The sequence below is a fragment of the Halosimplex salinum genome (genome assembly GCF_003730195.1).
Classification (GTDB): Archaea; Halobacteriota; Halobacteria; order Halobacteriales; family Haloarculaceae; genus Halosimplex; species Halosimplex salinum.
The window spans coordinates 257845-276522 of record NZ_QWGG01000005.1 but is presented as its reverse complement, the minus strand read 5'-3'; the positions used below and the strand labels follow the sequence as shown (position 1 = coordinate 276522).

General features: G+C 60.1%; 16 protein-coding genes. 12 read left to right on the top strand and 4 right to left on the bottom strand.

The window, feature by feature from the left end; all coding sequences use genetic code 11:
* Positions 1-399: 399 nt before the first annotated feature.
* From D1409_RS15340 to D1409_RS15315, 6 genes are all read left to right on the top strand, one after another.
* Positions 400-1566, top strand: coding sequence for a homing endonuclease associated repeat-containing protein (locus D1409_RS15340; protein ID WP_164471715.1), 1167 nt, complete (start codon positions 400-402; stop codon positions 1564-1566).
* Positions 1567-1783: 217 nt separating this feature from the next.
* Positions 1784-2062, top strand: coding sequence for a hypothetical protein (locus tag D1409_RS15335; protein WP_123537862.1), 279 nt, complete (start codon positions 1784-1786; stop codon positions 2060-2062).
* Positions 2063-2288: 226 nt separating this feature from the next.
* Positions 2289-3452 (top strand): exodeoxyribonuclease VII large subunit, encoded by a 1164-nt coding sequence (xseA, locus tag D1409_RS15330; protein ID WP_123537861.1) that lies wholly within the window; start codon positions 2289-2291, stop codon positions 3450-3452.
* Positions 3449-3643 (top strand): exodeoxyribonuclease VII small subunit, encoded by a 195-nt coding sequence (gene xseB, locus D1409_RS15325; protein ID WP_123537860.1) that lies wholly within the window; start codon positions 3449-3451, stop codon positions 3641-3643. Before xseA ends, xseB begins: the two co-directional genes overlap by 4 nt.
* Before the next feature lie 87 nt (positions 3644-3730).
* Positions 3731-4105, top strand: coding sequence for a hypothetical protein (locus tag D1409_RS25250; RefSeq protein WP_206425078.1), 375 nt, complete (start codon positions 3731-3733; stop codon positions 4103-4105).
* A gap of 231 nt (positions 4106-4336) precedes the next feature.
* Complete coding sequence (locus tag D1409_RS15315) at positions 4337-6196, top strand: hybrid sensor histidine kinase/response regulator (protein WP_123537859.1); 1860 nt, start codon at positions 4337-4339, stop codon at positions 6194-6196.
* A 289-nt stretch (positions 6197-6485) separates the two neighbouring features.
* Here D1409_RS15315 and D1409_RS15310 read toward each other — a convergent pair whose 3' ends face one another.
* The gene (locus tag D1409_RS15310; protein ID WP_235853581.1) at positions 6486-6998 is read right to left on the bottom strand and encodes a hypothetical protein; all 513 of its coding nucleotides are present in this window, start codon (positions 6996-6998) and stop codon (positions 6486-6488) included.
* Positions 6999-7588: 590 nt separating this feature from the next.
* Between D1409_RS15310 and D1409_RS15305 the strand changes: the two genes are divergently transcribed.
* From D1409_RS15305 to D1409_RS15300, 3 genes are all read left to right on the top strand, one after another.
* Positions 7589-7780 carry a hypothetical protein gene (locus tag D1409_RS15305; protein WP_123537858.1) on the top strand — a complete coding sequence of 64 codons (192 nt, stop codon included), beginning with the start codon at positions 7589-7591 and terminating at the stop codon, positions 7778-7780.
* Positions 7781-8150: 370 nt separating this feature from the next.
* Positions 8151-8300, top strand: a complete 150-nt coding sequence (locus D1409_RS24630) for a DUF7837 family putative zinc-binding protein (RefSeq protein ID WP_164471714.1) — start codon at positions 8151-8153, stop codon at positions 8298-8300.
* A 352-nt stretch (positions 8301-8652) separates the two neighbouring features.
* Positions 8653-12351 carry an ATP-binding protein gene (locus D1409_RS15300; protein WP_123537857.1) on the top strand — a complete coding sequence of 1233 codons (3699 nt, stop codon included), beginning with the start codon at positions 8653-8655 and terminating at the stop codon, positions 12349-12351.
* 230 nt (positions 12352-12581) lie between these two features.
* Here the strand turns inward: D1409_RS15300 and D1409_RS15295 are convergent, their stop codons facing one another.
* A complete protein-coding gene (locus D1409_RS15295; RefSeq protein WP_206425077.1) occupies positions 12582-13241 on the bottom strand; it encodes a cupin domain-containing protein in 660 nt (219 codons plus the stop codon).
* Between the two features lie 679 nt (positions 13242-13920).
* Between D1409_RS15295 and D1409_RS15290 the strand changes: the two genes are divergently transcribed.
* Complete coding sequence (locus D1409_RS15290; RefSeq protein ID WP_123537878.1) at positions 13921-14925, top strand: PrsW family intramembrane metalloprotease; 1005 nt, start codon at positions 13921-13923, stop codon at positions 14923-14925.
* 177 nt (positions 14926-15102) lie between these two features.
* On the opposite strand, the gene D1409_RS15285 is transcribed toward D1409_RS15290, so the two are convergent.
* A complete protein-coding gene (locus tag D1409_RS15285; protein ID WP_123537855.1) occupies positions 15103-16350 on the bottom strand; it encodes a Hint domain-containing protein in 1248 nt (415 codons plus the stop codon).
* A gap of 1470 nt (positions 16351-17820) precedes the next feature.
* Between D1409_RS15285 and D1409_RS15280 the strand changes: the two genes are divergently transcribed.
* A complete protein-coding gene (locus tag D1409_RS15280; RefSeq protein WP_449404904.1) occupies positions 17821-18081 on the top strand; it encodes a DUF7261 family protein in 261 nt (86 codons plus the stop codon).
* A 1-nt stretch (position 18082) separates the two neighbouring features.
* On the opposite strand, the gene D1409_RS24625 is transcribed toward D1409_RS15280, so the two are convergent.
* Positions 18083-18292 (bottom strand): hypothetical protein, encoded by a 210-nt coding sequence (locus D1409_RS24625; protein ID WP_164471713.1) that lies wholly within the window; start codon positions 18290-18292, stop codon positions 18083-18085.
* Between the two features lie 149 nt (positions 18293-18441).
* On the opposite strand from D1409_RS24625, the gene D1409_RS15275 reads away from it, so the two are divergent.
* Entirely contained in the window at positions 18442-18678 is a 237-nt protein-coding gene (locus tag D1409_RS15275; protein ID WP_123537853.1) for an SgrR family transcriptional regulator, read from the top strand.

Genomic DNA, 18678 nt, shown 5'->3' with positions numbered 1-18678 from the left:
AGCGACCGCGAGCGACTCGAGGGCGTTCAATGGAAGTCGTGGCCTCGGAAGTTGAGGGGCGGTCTCCGAATGCCCGTCGAATCGAGCGAGGTATCGACGACAGAACGATACTGCGCGTTGGCGTTTCCGTACCTGTTCTAGACAAACACTACGACCAACGGACCCAAGAGCAAAAATCTCGGCAGAGACAAAAAGTCCTTGAAGCAAAGTCGAACGAGTATGAGACGACAGCGGCTAATCCTGAAAGACAGTGATTTGGCTCTATTGCCACTCACCTCTACAGTGAAGTGGGTACCGTCCAATCTGTTCTGTTATGACACCCGTTTGCTCGCCTGACAGGGGCTGGACCGGATGACGGACGTGCATTGCCCAGTGCAGACATGCCCATTCGAAGGCACAATGGCAGAAGTTGCGACCCATGTTGACGAAAGAGATGATGAGAAACACGACTGGGGGGTGCTTGGTTTTCAGGACATTGATGAGTTCCGACATGACGTCCACTTTGAGAAGGGACGCAACTTCCAGGAGAGGGCTCGGAAAGCGAGGGGCAACGGCGAATTCCCGGAAGCGATTCAAAGACTGGAGGAGGCACTCTGGCAGTACCAACGAGCGCAACTATACACGGATTCAACCTCGTCTATTGCCGACCATCGTAGCGAGGTGCTCGATACGATCGCTGAAGTCGAAGCCGCAGAACAGGTGCAAGCAATCGACGAACTGGTCGACCGAGCAGAGAACGCGATCGACAGTGGCGACGACAAGCACCTTGGCGTCGCCTCTAATTCGGCAGCACGTGAATACGAGGACGCTGCCGACGCACTCGAGGACGCTCTGGAATTAGCAATGTCGCGTGACATTCCGTCCGCTCGGGTCCAAGAGATCAAACGCCGCCTGCGCAGGGCCCGAGTCTGTCGACAAAGTCTCGAACTATCGGAGGCACATCGCTCAATCCGCGAGCTTACAGTGGATGCCCGGGATCACGCTACTGCAGGCGACAAGGCGTTCCACGATGGTGAATACGAGGTTGCTTTGGACGAGTACCAGGAAGCGAAAGACCGATACGAATCACTCGGTGTCGGTCTCGAGGAATTCTCCTTTAACGAGCCTACGAGCGACCCCACGGAGTGTGATGTCTGTCACCAGCAGTTCGACGAGGAAATCAGTAGTTGGAGAATCGAGGGCGAGGTCGATTTGGTGGTTTGCCCATCGTGTGCGAGATTCGATTCGAGAGGGAACCTCCCGAGGCCACGGGAAGTTGCGACCGAGCATCGCTCACTAGTGGAGAACATCGAGGATATCCAAAACAGAAATTTCGGGTTAGGTTGGACCTCCGACGAGTCGACTGATTCATCGACGTCGAATGAGGCTGTCGCAGAAAGCACTGGTAGGGACAAACGAGAGATGTTGATGCAACTGGTTGGAGTCTACCAACGACTTGGAGAGCCACCTACCGCCAAAGAACTAGACGAACAAACGGACTTCGGTTACCCTGCATATCAGCACGAGTTCGGGAACGTGGAAGAGGCACTGGTCGCTGCCGGGTTCGATCACAAAGAAGTGGACTAATTGTCTCTCTGTATCTGTTCACATGGGACTCAGCCTTGAGCGCTGTAGTCTCTCGTGAAACTCAGTAGAGTCGGAGAATACGCACACTGTTCAATACAGGCGATTTACTCATCGATCAGTTCAGCCACCAGATCTGTCGATTCATTCATAGTCCAACAGCGGTCTGCGAATCGCTGTATGACATCCACTAAGTCGATAGGGTAGATATGGCTCTGGTATGCCAAGTGACGCGAACGATTTTGTGGAGAAGCTAGACTCATTCAAAGAATTCAGCGACGACAAAGGTGGCCACTACTTAGTAATCCAGTTTGAGGACGACAGCGGCCGCGTATTCAAGAAACAACCAAGCGACGACGGTCGTTCTATAGCAGAACTCGAAATCTGTGAAGGACAGACGCGTAACGCGATGCGGAGGATCTCCGAAGCAACCGACTTCGAATTCGACGAGGATACAAACACTCAGCAGAACCTTCGTCACCTGATGAGGGGAGACTAACACTCTGTAGTGAAGCCGCCGCTAAATATGTAGTCTGCACCGGACAATTGATCCAACGGAGACTCTCTGGAAAGAACAATGACGCTCTGAATAGCCGATCGGGGGCGAGGCAAGGGACTGACAAATTCCGCAGTCGAAGCCACCGGAGAGTCTCACGAGGGTCACTGCCAATTCATGGCTGCTTCCAACCCAGCGTTTATGAACCAGACCGTCCCACCTCAGACCCATGGAAACCGAGCCAGGGGCCGATAACGAACTCGCGACCCTGGCCACGGAACTCGAGACAGAGAACGTCACGTTCGTCGACCGACTCAACGCCGAAATCGCTGACCTCGTCGAAAACACCGATCACCTCGACTACGACTACATCTGCGGAGACATCTCCGACTACGGCGTCTCCGCGAACGGGCACGGTCACTTCGACCTCGTCCACGAGGATACCTCGATCCACTACGTCGTCTTCGCGTCGCGACTCGACCGCGTCGCCGACGATATCGAAGACGGGACACAGGTCGCCGTTAAGGGTGACCTCTCGTACTACGAGAGCGAAGGGAATGTCTCGCTCATCGTCCAGCAAGTCGTCCCGGTCGGGGAGGGCACCTACCAGCAAGTCTACCAGGAAAACAAGCAGGCGCTCGAGGAAGCCGGCTATCTCGCGCCGGAGGCGAAACAGTCTCTCCCCGAGTTCCCCACCCGCATCGGCATCGCGACCAGCGCCGATAGCGACGCCCGCGAAGACACGGTGACGAGCATCCACGACCGTCACCCGGACGTCGACGTCGTCATCCAGGACACGACCGTCCAGGGCGACGAGGCGATGCTCGGACTGATGGACGCGATCAGCACGCTCGACGACGACCCCACCGTCAACGTGATCGTCTGCACTCGCGGGGGCGGCGCCGACAAACACCTCCGCGTGTTCAACGAGACGCCGCTCTGTCGGGTCGTCCACGAGACCACGACGCCGATCGTGAGCGCCATCGGCCACGAGAACGACCGCACGCTCGCCGACGAGGTGGCCGACCGGCGTGTGATGACACCCACGGAGGTCGGGCAGATCATCCCACGGAAGGCCGACCTCCAGAGCGACCTCGACGAACTCTCCGCGGAACTCGACCGGGCCTACACGCGGACCGTCCGGGACCACCTCGACGCGCTCGGCGAGCGACTGGACGGCGCCTACGAACAACACGTCGGCGACGAACTCACCGACCTCTCGACCCGCCTCGACCACGCCTACGAGACGCTCGAACAACAGAAAGCCCACGAGCAGGAGAAAGCTGAAGCCGTCGAATCCCAGCGCCAGACCACGCGCCGCCAGCGAGCCATCATCGCCCTCCTGCTCGTCCTGCTCCTGCTCACCCTCGGCCTCCTCCTCGTGAACCTATGACCGACGACACATCAACCAGCGATTCGATCGCAACGAAGACGGACCGTATCGAGACGATCATCACTCAGCTCGAAGACGGCGAGGTCTCCCTCGAACGGGCACAGGAGTTACGCGACGAGGGAGAATCGCTCCTCGAAGACCTCGAAGCCGAACTCGATATCGGCGAAAGCGAGATCGTCGACCAGTCGTGAACGTTCTACTGTGATGAGACGGATTCGAGACTCACTCGTGGCCACAGACTTCGAGCCAGAAACACAGCACGCTCGGGAGCGGTCTCGATGACACAGTCAGACGACGAGACGGCCGTCAAACAACTGGTCCGGCAGCACTGGAACGGGCGGGCCGCGACATTCGGCGACGAACCCCAGCACGGGATCCGTGACGGCGCCTATCAGGCATCAGCGATCGTCGAGTCGGTCACCCGGACGGCCGAGCGAGCCCGAACGGCGATCACGGCGATCGACGACAGCGAGAATTGGCGACTTGCGACACGGATCGCCCGCCCTGCCCTAGCGACGTTCGACTACATCCCGAACCGCATCGAGAGGGGGTACGCCGACACGCCACGAGTCCAGGGTGAGCTGGCGCGGGTCGAACTCTACGCCCGTGCCGTGCCCGCCGCGACCGCGTTCGTCGTCGAGCGCCTCGAATAGGTGGCTTCCGATCGAGATGGCTGGTGTTCCCTGCTGTCCGGCCCTCCGAACCACTGGGAGGTTCAAGCGGATACGCTGAGATACCATCGCATCAGTGCCGGTTCGAATCCGAGATATTGGGGGCACTGCTGCAGCCGATAGAAGGACTTGGCCACGGCGAACGCCAGTCACGGATCCAGCGTCGATAGCTGCACCCCAATTCTTATTCGAGCGGTCGATTGAGTATTCCGAATGCAGCCGTCGACATCGACATCGGAGTCGATTCGGGTACTCCACGTCGACGATGAGCCGGATCTTGCGGATCTCGTGGCGACCTTTCTCGAACGCGAAGACGAGCGGCTCACGGTCGAGACAGCGGCGACCGTTGCCGACGGGATGGCCCGTCTCGACGAGACGAATATCGACTGCGTCGTCTCCGATTACGAGATGCCCGGTCGGAACGGCCTCGAATTCCTCGAGGCCGTTCGAACGGGCCGGCCCGACCTGCCCTTTATTCTGTTCACGGGCATGGGGAACGAGGCGATCGCGAGCGAGGCGATCTCGGCCGGTGTCACCGATTACCTCCAGAAGGAGACGAGTACCGAACAGTACACCATTCTCGCCAACCGTGTCATCAACGCTGTCGAGCGAGCGCGTGCGGAACAGGCCGAACAACGCCACCTCCGAGCGATCGAAACCGCTCAAGAGGGTATCAGCATTCTCAACGCAGATGGCGAGTTTATCTACGTTAACGAGGCCTACGCAGCCCTCTATGGGTACGACCGAGAGGAGATACTCGGTGCGCACTGGTCACTCCTCTACCCCGACCAGGATACGCAAACGATCCGGGAAACGATACTCCCGTCCGTGCGAGCCAACGGGTTCTGGCGTGGCGAAACGATAGGCCTCCGCGCGGACGGGAGCACGTTCCTCGAGGATCACCGACTCGCCACGACCGACCACGGCGAACTCGTCTGTACGGTCCTCGATACGACCGAACAACGGAGGCAAAAACAGGCGATCGAGGAACTGCACAGTTCCGCCCGGGCATTCATTCAGGCCGAGACCGCCGAAGAGGTCGCGGAGATAGCTGTCACGGCCGTCCGTGACATCCTCGAAATGCCAGCCAACGGGTTCCATCGCTACGACGGGACCGACGACAGATTGGTGCCGGTCACGTGGACCGACCGGACCGAGGAACTCGTCGGCGAGCCACCAGTCTTCGAATCGGGTGAAGGAATCGCCTGGGAGGCGTTTGCGGCAGGCGAACCGCTAGTGTACGACGATATCGCAACGAACGACAAGCGATACAACCCGGACACACCGATTCGGAGCCAGTTGGCCCTCCCGCTGGACGGCCGCGGCGTCCACCTCATCGGGGCGCCCGAACCCGCGGCATTTGACGAGACGGATGTCTCACTCGCGAAAACGGTCGCCGCGCATGCGACAGCGGCGCTCGAACGCGTCGAACGCGAGCGAGAACTCACCCGACAGAACGAACGGCTCGCGACGTTCACCGATATCGTGAGCCACGACCTGCGGAACCCACTCAACGTCGCGATCGGCCGTCTAGAACTGGCACAGGATGCGTGTGACTGCCCACATCTCGCGGATGTCGACCAGGCGCTGAGGCGGACGGAGACGCTGCTCGACGACCTCTATGCGTTCGCCCGGGCCGGGACAGTGACGCTAGATCCCGAAAACGTCGATCTCACGAATCTCTGTCGAACATGCTGGGGACACATCGAGACGGGCGCAGCGACGCTCGTCACCGACTCCCAGCAAGTAATCCACGCTGACAGGAGTCGCGTACGGGAACTGATGGAGAATCTCTTTAGTAACGCAATCAGACACGGAGACGGTGCAGTGACCGTCACCGTCGGTGATCTAGAGGATGGGTTCTACGTTGCGGACGACGGTCCCGGGATTTCGGATGCAGACACGGATGTCGTGTTCGACTACGGGTATTCGACAAGCGAGGACGGAACGGGGTTCGGCCTCTCGATCGTCCGGGAAATCGCCGACGTTCACGGCTGGGATGTTCGTATCACTGACAGTGATGCAGGTGGCGCACGCTTCGAGATCCTCAATGTCGAAACCATCGGGACATGACCGAGCCCACAGCAAACTCCAGTGACGTGATCAGTCGGTCCGGCTCTGCGACACCGGGACAGCTGGGACCGGCGACCGGCCGGTAGAGACGTCGTTGCCGGGTGGCCGTCGGCGACTCTCTCAGGCTCGAACTCGCGCTCTCGACCGTCGGTGTCGAGTTGGAACTCTCCAACTCGAACGGATTTCCAATTCGTGAGCCAGTGACTATCTCTCTCGGAAAGATGGTGGCCTGCCGCACACAGTCTTATGTAACAGATAGGTCGGGACAAGCGACAATCGTTACAGAACTCTATATCGGCGTCGTCTTCGACATCTGTTCCTCGAGAGTGTCGAGGAATGCCGGGTCGTAGGCCTCGTCGACGTGGTTGACGTTCCAGAGGCCGGACTGAAGGATCGCGTCGCTCCGGCTGTGGTTCCCTAACCACTGCGAGTCGCGGGGATCGACGGATGAGTTCCCGTAGCTACTCACGAGAGCGATCAAGTTCTGTTCGAGGTACGCCCGACGACTATCCGGGCTCGGTCCGTCGTCGACGCGGACCCAGAGAAACGGCAGGTCCCGGATGTACTCGCTGACGCGCCGTTCGTGGGCAAGTTCCTGTTTGCGGATCTCGGCGCCAGCTGAACTCCCGTCTGCCCACTCTGGATACAAGTCGTGCAACCCGTCTCGTTCGATCATCGCCTGGCCCACGCGAAGCCGGAAGACCGAGCCGCGGTGATTGCCGCCATCCTCGTACTTCCCGCTGACAGCTAGTCTGGCCTCTACGTGTGACAGAAGCAGAGATCGAAGGCCCAGTACAGCCATCGATCTGTGCACCAGTATTCGCGCGATCTCAGGGCGCAAGGTATGGCGACGGCAAGAAAGTGGGCTGCACGAAGCGTCGATAGCGACAGTGGCAACTCGGAAACCGAGAGCAAAGTCCAGTGTGAGAGTACAGTGTCTCTCGAGAACGTTTCTGGTCGTGCCGAAGCTGCGGCTACAGAAAACTTATGGCGTGATGCGCCACATCGCATACTTGTCCGCACACACGGACAAACGGAGCCATCCACTTCGTTTCGGCACTGCCGAACCCACCCCACCCGAACCCACCGTTCACTACTTTGCTGACGGGCCCACCGCGGGCCTCCGTTTTCGAATGTGACTCCGAGTAGCTGTGCCAGCCAGTTATCGCTACAGTTTGCGTGAGACGACCGTTCTAGTGCCTCGTAACCGGACGAACCCGAGGATGGTTCGCAAGATGTCTTATGTAACAGAGCAGGCGACCACAGGCGGAGATTGTTACATAAGACAAACTGCCACACCCGTCTCGACCGCGGGTGTCGAGAGTGAAAGTGGATCCAGTTCCACTCCGGTGATGGCTGGCGTTGATTACCGCTCCAATCCACCGAGAGCGTGTGAGTTCGACATTCGCGGAAACCGATTCGACCGACTACACGCGCAGGCACATGACGACCCTGCTCCTGGAAGAGCGAGGTGACGACGCGTGGGTCGTCACCCAGGGCGGGGTCAATGTCGAAGGGCATGGCCAGACTGCTGCCCAAGCGGCCGCCGACTACTGCCAGAGGGTCGAGAATGCCGACCTGTGAGCGCACAGCGATCGCAGACGACCCCGTTGAGCGGGAGCAGTTGCTGTGCCCAGAACATCACAGCGACATCGTCGACCAGGCTGGCCCGATGGTGTACTGCAATGGATGCGGGCACGCATATCGGGACGCGGACCTCGTTCGGAGCGACCGAGGACGACCGTCTGGACTCGACCCGTAGGACGCGAGAGATGGGGCACAGGAGCGTTCTGATAGTCCTGGAATCGGCTACGTTCCCGAGTAACGTCGGAGTGTTGCGGTTCCACTTTCACCCCGCTCAGCGGACCATTAAGTACAGACCCACCGATCGGTCCGATAGAGGAGCGAATCCTCGCGAGTGTCACACGCACTCGCTCTCCTTTGGGTGATCCCAATGCACCAGAGTCCCGACCAGCTCGGTTCCTGCACCGAATGTGGCGCGTCCGTGTTCGAGGTCGACGTCCTCGTCACGTACGAAACCGACGACGGACGCCAATACTACGCGGAGTGTCCCGACTGTCGCGCGGTCGTCCATCCAGAGTAGGATCATCTGTCTGCCGGTGTCCGACTCGCCGACAAGAACCATCGACGGGCGGGATATCGAACGGGGCCGCGCGCTCGTCACCGCCCCGCCGATACAAGCACCACAGGGAGCAACGCGATCGAGGCGCGCAGCGAGGCGCGGCGGTACGAGCGTGCGGGGGCGTTCGCACTCCACCGGCGACAGTACTTCTCTATCCCACACCGAAATGTTCAATAGAGAAACAAAACCGGATCAAACTAGCAACTGCCGCGCAGTCCCAACCAGACCAGAATCACCGATGGCGAGTGACGATAGCGATGTACCGACCACAGGGGGACAGTCCGAAACGACCGAGCCACAGCCGCCACTGCCGGTGCCCGTCGACGAAACAGAACTCCGGCCGACCGACGAGCCAGAGATAAACGAGTTCGACCGCCGTCGGTACGTCGAGATCCGACCGACGGACACGCCGCTCTCGCCTCGCGCCGTCACGCAGGCGATGGAACAGTTCCACTCGACACTCGACCGGGCAACGCAAATACGACTCCGCGACCGCCTCCGCGGAGACACTGCTCAGCCGAGCATCGAGTGGCTGCTCGTCGCCGATGGGAACGACGACACCACGATCCGCTATCTCGTCGGCGCTACCGAGCCCGAACTCCACGACGAACTCAAGCGGATCTGCCGCACCGCGTTCCCGAACACCTACGAACTCCAGACAGTCGCGTGGCACCCGGAGGACATCACGAATCTCGGTTCGAACACCACACCCATCGACCTCTACGAGTCTGCCACGAAGCAGCCGGATCACACCGACACGAACCCACCCGTCGCCGGCGTCGACTATCACGGCCGTGCCGACCGACCGGCAGACTGGCAGACTCCACTCACGCGCTTCGCCGACCTGACCACCGACACCCGGACCACAGACGACACGCATCGCCTGCCGCTGACGACGCTCGTCGAGACGATGCGCGACGCCGACGCACCGATTATCTATCAGGTGCTCTGTCGACCCTATCGCGATATCACACCCGACGCCGAAGAGTACGAACTCGCCCTCGAAGACGGGACGGCCTCGCTCGGTGGCAAACTCCAGGAGGCTTTGTTCCCGCGACCGGTCGAGGAGGACCGCGCATACGAACCGCCCGCTGCAGACAAAGAGCGCCTTCACGGTCTCGCCGACCGGGATGCTCACCGCACGTTCCAGGTCACTGCACGCGCTGTCGTCTTCCCGGACCACACGGGTCGCCCACCAACCAGAATCGCCGAGAGTCTCGCCACGGCACTCGGCCCGGTCGACGGCCCCTTCCACCACGTCGAGGGCGAGGTCCGCGTCGACGACCCGGACGAGGCAGGCCCAGGAACTGATTGCTTCGAGGCACTCTGCGAGCGCGTCCACGACCCCGTCGAATACGAGCGCACGTGGAACCGCATCCGTCGCTCGTTCACCAGCCCCGGCCTCGTCACTACCCCGGAGGAACTCCCCGGCCTCTGCCTACTCGACGGCGCGGCACTCACGCCGACCGGCCAGCGCGCCGTCGGCGTCCGCAACCGCGAGCGCACGGGCATCGCACTCCCGGAACCCGGCAAGCTCCGGCGCTACCGCCCACCGGGCATGGCGCTCGTCCAGCCGCTCACGAGCGACCGCCAGCCCGTCGACCATCCGCTCGTCCTCCCGCCCGAACACCAGCCCCGACACCAGGTGATCGTCGGCGACACCGGGTCGGGCAAGTCCGTCCTCACCATCGGCGCGATGCTCTCCAATATCGACGCCACGGACGGCCCGGACATCCTCTTCGACTACAAGGGCGGTGGCACCGCCCAGGAGTACCTGCGAACGCACTACCGGACACAAGGCAATCTCGACGACGTCCGCTATTTCGATCTGACTAGTGTGCTCCCGGCGTTCTCCTTCTTCGATATCGGGCCGCTCCTCGACGCGGGCCTCCCAAGAGAGGAGGCCCGCTCGCGGAAGACCGGCCACTACGAGGAGATTCTCAGAGGCGCGATGCCGGCCGGCCAGTACGACGACGCCACCGAATCTCCCAGAGTCATCCGCAACCACCTGCGCGCACTGTACGACCCCGTCCACGGGTCGGACGCCTTCGGGCACACGACCCTCTACGACGCCCTACAGCGCACGCAGGGCAACGAGACGCCACCGCCCGTCTCAGAGTCCACCTTCGAGACGTACTTCACCGGCCTCCTCGAGCGGGACCGCGACGTCTTCACGAAGATTCTCGGTGGTGCGATCTCGCGTGTCGAGACCATCGCGACCGACGCCCGCCTCGCGCCACTGTTCGACCACGTCCCCGAGGGTGACGACGCTCGGTTCGATTTCAACGGGGTCGTCGACGAGGACACGGTCATCATCTTCGACTTCGGCGGGATGGAAACCCGCGTCAAGCGGACGCTCACGCTCGTCCTCCTCTCGAATCTCTGGACCGCGCTCAAAGCCCGAGAGGAACGGACACCGAGCGGCGCGGACACTCCGCAGGTCAACCTTTATCTTGAGGAGGCGAAGGACGTCGCCGACACGGAACTCGTCGACACGCTGCTCGCCCAGGGCCGGAGCTTCGACCTGTCGGTGACGCTCGGTGTCCAGTTCCTCGAGCAACTCGACTCGCCGGACCCGGCGAACAACACCTATCGTGAAGCCCTCAACGAGACCGCGACCTTCGTCGTCGGGAACGTCGCTGTGGACCGCCACCTGCCAGACGTCCTCGCGACGGGGGACATGTCCCCCAGTGATGTCGAACGGCGCCTCGGCGCGCTCGGCCGCGGCGAGTGGCTCGTCAGACCCGGCGCGGACTTCGGGGACGACCCGGTCCGCCCGCTCCTCGGCGAGTCCCTGCCGGCACCGCCCGGCCACCCTGCGAGCGACGACCCGCTCCGGGGCGCCGATCGCGGTGCCTTCGAGGCGGCCGTCGACGACGTGGTCGAGCGAACCACCGAGCAAGCGGGCATCGAGCTTGGTGGACCAAGCACCGTCGACCACGAGTTCGGTGCAGACGACGAGAGCGCCGACGAACTCCCCCGCGTCGATACCCTGCTTCCCTACACGAAGCGCCTCCCCGACTGCGTCGGCTACGACGACACCTCCCACGCGATCCGCTGTGAGCAGTGTGAGAATCGCTACAACGTCAGCGCCCACGGGATGATGCAGGCGATCGACTGCTGTCATTCTATGACGGGCGTCGACCCTGACGACTTCCCGATCTGCGAACTGAACCTCTCGCTCTCCTCCGAGGAGATCGTCGCCTCGGACTACTCGCCCAGAGAGCTGTGTTTCATGCAGGCAGTGTACAATGCCCAGCAGAACCAGTACGACCGCCCGGAGTACGACATCGCCCGTGACTCCATGATCAGGATACAGGAGTACGCTGGCATCGAGACCGACGACGTCGAGCGACTGATCGACGACGGACTGGTCACCAAGGATACCGACCGCCCCTATCGCCTCTACTCGCTCACGCCCGACGGGCGAGCCGTGATCCAGGAGTCCCACAGCCACGGCGTTGCCTTCGGCCACGGCAAGGGCGACCTCGACGAGTCCGCCGAGCACGTCCTCGGCGTTGAGGTGAGCGACCGCTGGGCCACTCGCGAGTTCGCCAAGGATCCCGACTCCGACGTGGTGACTATCCGCCCCTACTACGACCTGAAGGAGGGGTCGATCGACGCCGATGCGTTCTTCGGTGACGGTGAGGATGTCGAGGCGGCTGCCGACGACTTCGAGCGCCACCGGCTGGATCTCGTCGGCCTCGACGAGGATGGCGAGGTCGTCCTGACCATCGAGGTCGAACGCATCAATCACGACACTCGCCGGGCAGTCCCCGAGGACTACGACAAGATGGCCGCCTGTGACCCAGAAGAGGCAATCTGGGTCGTGATGTCCCATACGGACGCCCATGAGGTGCTCGCGGCACTCAACGACCCGCTCGAGGGCGAGCCGCGCGTCGAGAAGACCTATTCCGAGGGGACGCCCGCCCAGTCGATGAACATCGACGAGCCCGGCTTTACGGATGTCTATACGGTAGCACAGCTCCGCGACGAGATTATCGACGAGTAGTGCTGGTCAGTTCTCTCGCTATCCGGCAAGCGTGTTAAGAATTTGATGGTATCCGATAGAGGCGATGTCTCAAGGAGTTCGTCTCCGGCTTATTGCTCTCCATCGAGTGGGCGTACCTGAATTGGAACATTGTTCGGAGTTCGTCTCTCTGGCCGAAATTGAGAAACTGCGTCTGTTCACGTTCCGCTTTACTCGACTAACATAAACCATCAAATAGATGGGTCGGATCCTCAGCAGTCCACTGGTTCGACCCATATTGTCGCAGGTTCACCGTCGGGGATGCCGAGGAAGACCGCGTATGCCCTCGCATTCTCGTCGTCGCTCCGGTTATCCGCGTTGTGTACCACCCCTGGATCGAAGAACCCCTCACCCTCCGAGTAGGTACGGGGAACGCAATCTCGCTCCCAGGTGACTTCGATCTCGCCTTTGAGCATAGTGACGAACACCACTCCTGGGTGGCGGTGCCAGCCAGAGGTCCCGCCCGGCTTCCAGGTCACTTCGCCAACCACCATGGTCGAATCATCGTCCAGATGATAGTGAGAACCGATCGGAGGGCCGTCGTCGTCGTCGCCTGTTCCAGTGAACGTGAGTGCCGATGTCGAGGACACTTCGTCAGGGAACGGGGCATGCCCCGCAAGTATCTCTACTTCGAATCCGTCTGGTTCATCGACCTGAGTGTCCTGTTCGTCGTCGTCATCGTCATCGTCCCCGGGTTCGTCAGTTTTGGTGTCGTGGTCATCGCCACCTGAAGCAGCGACAATGCCGCTGCCAGCCGAAAGGCCGGCTCCGACACCGAGGGCTTTGAGCACCGGTCGCCGCATGAATCTGGGTGTCTCGCCGCTCGTTTCCGGGGATAGTTCCTCAGCTCGTGTTTCTTTTGCTGGTGTCATTTTTCGCTCCTTCAACGCAGTTACTGCTGTACTGCAACCGATCACTTCGTCGTCAGAGGGATTATATCGCTACTACTGTTCAGTTATTAAACATGACTGCCCTACTCGACAGAAAGAGGTAAAATAGTCCCGGGTAAGCTGTCAACTCTGACAGAATCGGTTACTGTCGCAGGAACTATGATCGGCCAATTTGGCCGAGATACATGCTAACACGGACTGGTAGGGTTGTCGAACGGGATAGCCGAAAGCCGTTATCTACAGATGTCTGATACGGCAGTCAACCTGCAGAAGTTGACAGATTCAATAGCTGAATGCCGATCGTAGTGGAACTCGATTTCATTTAAACCTCTGATCGCGACAGTTGATACGATAGAACTGGGTTCCTGCGGCCGCTATCTGTTCGCGTCCGTACTGAATAAGAAACTCAGTGAGTCCGGCACAGAAAGTCGTGTCCGATTCTACCACAGGGTCGGATCTGCTCAGTACAGAGCGTGTAGTCAGCACGACAACGTCGTTCTGTCACTCCAGGCCTCACAATTGATTAACTGAGACAAACTGTGGTTTAAGAACCATCCAGAACTTATACCTAACTAGTGGTCTGTCAAGCGTTGATTGATAGGTTCCTTCTGTTCTGTGCTGAAGAAGCGAACTACTCTCTGATAGAAACGGTATGCAAGACATAGAAAAAGAGACGGATCCTGTCGAGGCGGCGGACGGTGAGCGGGATCTCTACGGGATCTCATCGTGGGAACAGCGGTCCCTCCTTGATAGCGCCTCGGTCGCGGTCTACTGGTTGGCGGTTCGTACCGGCCAGATTCTCTTGGTCCTGCTCGCACTATTAATTTTCCTCGCCGTCGGCGGACTCAGTATTCTGAGGGAGCCCTTAATCGGCGTGCTAGCGATCCTCTCTGCCCTCCCTGCGCTGGCATTGGCGGGGTATGTCTGGTACAGCGATGTAACGACCAGCGAGCCGCTATCGCTGCTCGCGGCTACCTTCATACTTGGCGTGCTCATCGCAGGGTTTGCTGCCGTTGTCAATAGCTTGTTTCAGCCGGTTTTCACGACGCTCGGTGGTATCGGGATGGTTCTGTTTTTCTACCTCATCGTGGGCCCCATAGAGGAGTCAGTGAAACTGCTTGCTGTACGGCTCTATGCGTATAACGACGCTCGGTTCGCCGCAGTTATCGACGGTGCAGTGTACGGTGCTGTCGCCGGACTCGGATTCGCTACTATCGAAAATGCCATCTATATCAGTGGAGCAGTCGGAGAAGTCGGCGGTCTGTCTCTCGGCTTGGACCTGATCGGTATCGGCGGTGATATCACTGCCACCCGCGCGTTAGCCGGGCCCGGGCACGTCATCTACTCGGCGTTCGCGGGCTATTACCTCGGGTTAGCGAAGTTTAATTCTGAGAACCGTGGTCCAATCATCGTAAAAGGGCTCATCATCGCGGCGGTAATCCACGCAACCTACAACACCACAGTCGGAATCGGGAGCGGGTTGATCCAGGCCGTGACGGGCCTCCCCCAACTTACCGCTTTCTTCGTCTATGTTGTACTGTATGTAGGGGGCTTTGGCTACCTGCTCTACCGAAAAATCCAGCGGTATAAAAACGCCTACCAGGCGGCGCATTCGAACGAGACTACCGAAAGCGAAGAACCAGTGATCGATGCCGAGGCTGAGTAACTGGCTGTTCTGTCGTTTGCTCACCAGTCTCTTTCCTTCCACCAGACATCGCGCTGAAGACGCACACGTACTGAACGAATATTATTGATCTACGAAGTACGAAAGTAAGATAGTCGAAACCGAACGATCGCTGTTGGCTTCCATAACTGGCCAGTGCCCGAGCTATAGCAACACCACCTACGAAACTCGACTCACTCCGACCCACTGGAAGATTCCGGTCCGACCGGCCAGTACCGACGAATAATCCTTCATCGTAAGTCGATAGAGTGTCCCCGAAGAGTCCACGCGGCGAACATTCTGAGAGGACATGAACCCGTCGTTGACGTCCCGCCCGCACACACGCCAGGTCCCGCGCCGATTCGTCCACTTCGGTTTCAGTCCGAGTTCGACGAGGAGTCGACACAACTGCGCGGCGAGCCTGTCACTCGCGGTGTAGTAGGTACCGCACTCCGATCCATCGCCCGCCAGCAGCGTTTCGTACAGGAGCTCCTGTTGGTTCGTACTGAGGTCCCAGACGAACGCCGGGAGGTGTTTCTCGTGGCTCCCCGTCCCACACAGCGATTCGAGGAGCCGTCCGAAGACCTTCGATGAGAAGCTGAACGATTTCGAATCCGTGTGCCCTGCGAACCCCATCCGGTCGAACAGGTCCCGTATCGCCGGCCGATGTTCCTCGTCTTGTTGTGCGATCTGTATCTGTATCGTGTCGCTGCTGGTCGGCCAGGTGGTACTCCCTTCGGTGACGAACCAGCCGAGAAACTCGACGAAGTCGTCACCGTCGAAGCGGTACGGGCGACGATGGTGGTTCGGACCGGCGTGGATGAATACCTCGGCAGCGATCGACTCGATCGCCTCCTGATGGGCTTCGAACGTCTCCGGGTCGAAGCAGTAGCCGACGTGGCCGTTCCGCCGGACTGGTTCACACCCCTCCGGCAGTCGCGCTCGCACGGTGTGTCCGTGGACGTCGGTTTCCGCGCACATCTCGTAGTCGTCGACGAAGTCGGTGATATCGACTTCCTCGAGACGCTCGCCTGGAAGCGTCCGCCAGTCGTTCGCGAGCTTGTAGTTCTCGTAGTCTTCGAGTGCCTCGGCCGGCCGAATTCTCAGTTCGTCCTGGCCGATCGTTCGACAGACTATCCGGTGCTCTGGATGGACGTGCAGATTGCAGCGATTCGTTTCGAGTGCGACGAGGTCACCGTCGTAGGTGACCTGCTGGACACTGGTGACCCGCTTTAGTTTGATCAGGTGCGTCGTCAGGTCGAAGGCGTAGACGCGGTCGCCAGCCGAGAGCTCCGAGATGCGCGTCGGCCCGCTCGCTGTGATGAGTTCCGTGTCCGGCCTGAAGCCACCGGCTGCGAGTTCGATCGTGCCTGTACCACCCGTCGTGGACGCGCCGTCTCCGTCGCGTCCCGTGCTGTTGTGCTGCATCGGGGGCACCCCTCGTGCCCCGAGAAAAACCAGCGGGCGAGCGAGCGTTCGGTCAGTGAGCGTAGCCGAGGGATCGTTCCACGAGGGGCGACGCTGGACGATGGGCACGGTGCTACAGCGCGAGGGAGTTCGGCTAGTCGTCGCCGGGCCGACCTCGGTTTGGACCCTCACAGACAGGGCCATCGAGAGGCCCCAAACCGGACCAGTTGATCGGCCGATTCAAATCCATATGAAATCTGAGTAGATCGGCGTCCATGGTCGATCTGGGAGTCACATGAGTATCCAGATCCGACCCTCGTACGAGGCCGAACAGCTACTGTTAGAATTCGTATGATTCTCGAAGTCGGTTACCGATTCTGGACCGTGATCAGCGAGTCAGCGTTAGTTAGTCAGATATTGTATGATTTTTCGAGTCGGTGTGTGGGACGATTCGAGTAGGTCGAGTCGGACTTCGACCGGTGCCGATCTGATTCAATTTATCATATTTTCTAGAGTGTGTTTGAAGTCACTCTACCGGGTGCTGAAGGGACCGTTCGACGGAGACAGTCAGGGTTGAAACGCGTCTGCTGATCACTCGACTGTGCAGGGCCAGATATATGGCGATCTGGACAGAAGACCGTGGTCTTCCGCCATCGTTTCGGCGATACAGGGGAGGCGATTCCCCGCTATAATGGTGCGTTGAAATCGAGATCGTGCCTAGATGGGTCGTCGACGAGCGGCGCGCGCCGCGTGGGGAATCAGAGCGGGCTCAGACCCGTGAAATCCCAGTCGTGAGCGAGCGCGTCCTGTCCGTCGTGTCGCACACCTACGGGAGCCGAGCAGTTGCAAGGTTGGCAGTAGAGGCCCGCTATTGCTACCCTTTTCCGATTTCGGGTGTGCCTCGAACGACAGGGTTGACATGTTTTCGGCCCGCCGGGATTTCATCAGGTTCCGCCGAGACGGCTTTTCTACGGCGATATCGCCCGCTTCGGCGCTTCTACGTCCGTTCGCGACAGCGTTCAAACACCCCAGTCTAGCCACGCTCGACCCCTTCTATTCACTATTATAGCGGTGTGGCGCGCAGGCTGTACCTTCCGTAAAACCGATTCTGAATGGGGTGTAATTACAAAAACGCCGTTTAACGGGGGCTTTGGACACCGTAAGTCGGGATCAATTTAGTTCTGAGAAAGGCAACTCTGAGTGTATAGATACCCCCCGAGGACCAACGCACTTCGCGACAACTTATTGAATTGGTTATACTAATTTCCAATCGAATGAAATTGTCTCGTCTGAGCTGTGCCACTGAATCAAGCCGTTTCGTATTCCCGAAAATGTGAAAGCAATTATGGGTCGGAGACAACCCAGCCACGTCAATTTTCGATAGCTACAATATTATAATTCATCAGATAATATCTTCCTTCATATTGTAACTTGGTTCTAGAGTTTTGGTACTCCAGCAACCCTCACGCGGGCGTAGAAGAATGGTAATTAATATATCACATTCACCGCTCCCGCGTCGAATCGGGCGTCGCCGTGACGGCCGCGTTCAACCAGACCGTCGCCCAGCGCTGGGCGAGCGCCGAGTGCCCCGGTGGCTCGGGCCGCCAGTTCGGTCCCTGCGAGGCCGACCGCGGTGTCGTCGTCCAGGAACGGGACGACCGCACGCTCGTCCTCGCCGTCGGCTACGACCTCGACGTGACCACCGAGGGTGAGGAGACGCAGATCACGACCGTCCTGCGGGCCGTGGAGTGATTCAGTCCCGCCGATACGCCCACAGCCCCACCGCGGCCAGCACGCCGACACCCAGAAACACGGCACCGAGCGCGCCGAAGGCGTACGAGAGCACGAGCGCGGGCGAACCGGGGAGGGCGACGACGTAGACCAGCGCGGCGACGAACAGACAGATCCCGGCGAGCATACCGCCGAGAAACAGCGGGAAGTCGGGGTCCAGTTGGGCTGGCACATCCGGGCCGTCGGCGCGGCTCAGTGTGAATCCTCCCGTTCAGTGTCAGGAAGGACAGCGTCGGCCTCCTCGCGGCCCACCAAAGGCTGATCCGGACGGATCCATTCCCTCGAAGGAACGGCTAAGTGTGTCACGGCCCAACAGTCGGTATGGTCGACCCCGGTCGCGAGACCCAGTACACCGAATCGGACGTGATCGAGGTGTTCCGCGAGCGCGAGGACTACGCGGAGCCGCTGACCGCAACCGAGGTCGCCGAGGTGCTCGAGTGTTCCCGGCGCACCGCGCTCAACCGACTCCACGACCTGCAGGACGAGACGGACGTGACGAGCAAGAAGGTCGGCGGCCGCAGTCGCGTGTGGTGGATCCCGGTTCGACTGGAGGAGTAG

What these genes read in the sequence shown, in the direction of transcription:
- D1409_RS15340 (WP_164471715.1), top strand. Translation starts at nt 400, where the DNA reads ATGGCAGAAGTTGCGACCCATGTTGACGAAAGAGATGATGAGAAACAC.
- D1409_RS15335 (WP_123537862.1), top strand. Translation starts at nt 1,784, where the DNA reads ATGCCAAGTGACGCGAACGATTTTGTGGAGAAGCTAGACTCATTCAAA.
- xseA (WP_123537861.1), top strand. Translation starts at nt 2,289, where the DNA reads ATGGAAACCGAGCCAGGGGCCGATAACGAACTCGCGACCCTGGCCACG.
- xseB (WP_123537860.1), top strand. Translation starts at nt 3,449, where the DNA reads ATGACCGACGACACATCAACCAGCGATTCGATCGCAACGAAGACGGAC.
- D1409_RS25250 (WP_206425078.1), top strand. Translation starts at nt 3,731, where the DNA reads ATGACACAGTCAGACGACGAGACGGCCGTCAAACAACTGGTCCGGCAG.
- D1409_RS15315 (WP_123537859.1), top strand. Translation starts at nt 4,337, where the DNA reads ATGCAGCCGTCGACATCGACATCGGAGTCGATTCGGGTACTCCACGTC.
- D1409_RS15310 (WP_235853581.1), bottom strand. Translation starts at nt 6,998, where the DNA reads ATGGCTGTACTGGGCCTTCGATCTCTGCTTCTGTCACACGTAGAGGCC.
- D1409_RS24630 (WP_164471714.1), top strand. Translation starts at nt 8,151, where the DNA reads ATGCACCAGAGTCCCGACCAGCTCGGTTCCTGCACCGAATGTGGCGCG.
- D1409_RS15295 (WP_206425077.1), bottom strand. Translation starts at nt 13,241, where the DNA reads ATGACACCAGCAAAAGAAACACGAGCTGAGGAACTATCCCCGGAAACG.
- D1409_RS15285 (WP_123537855.1), bottom strand. Translation starts at nt 16,350, where the DNA reads ATGCAGCACAACAGCACGGGACGCGACGGAGACGGCGCGTCCACGACG.
- D1409_RS15275 (WP_123537853.1), top strand. Translation starts at nt 18,442, where the DNA reads ATGGTCGACCCCGGTCGCGAGACCCAGTACACCGAATCGGACGTGATC.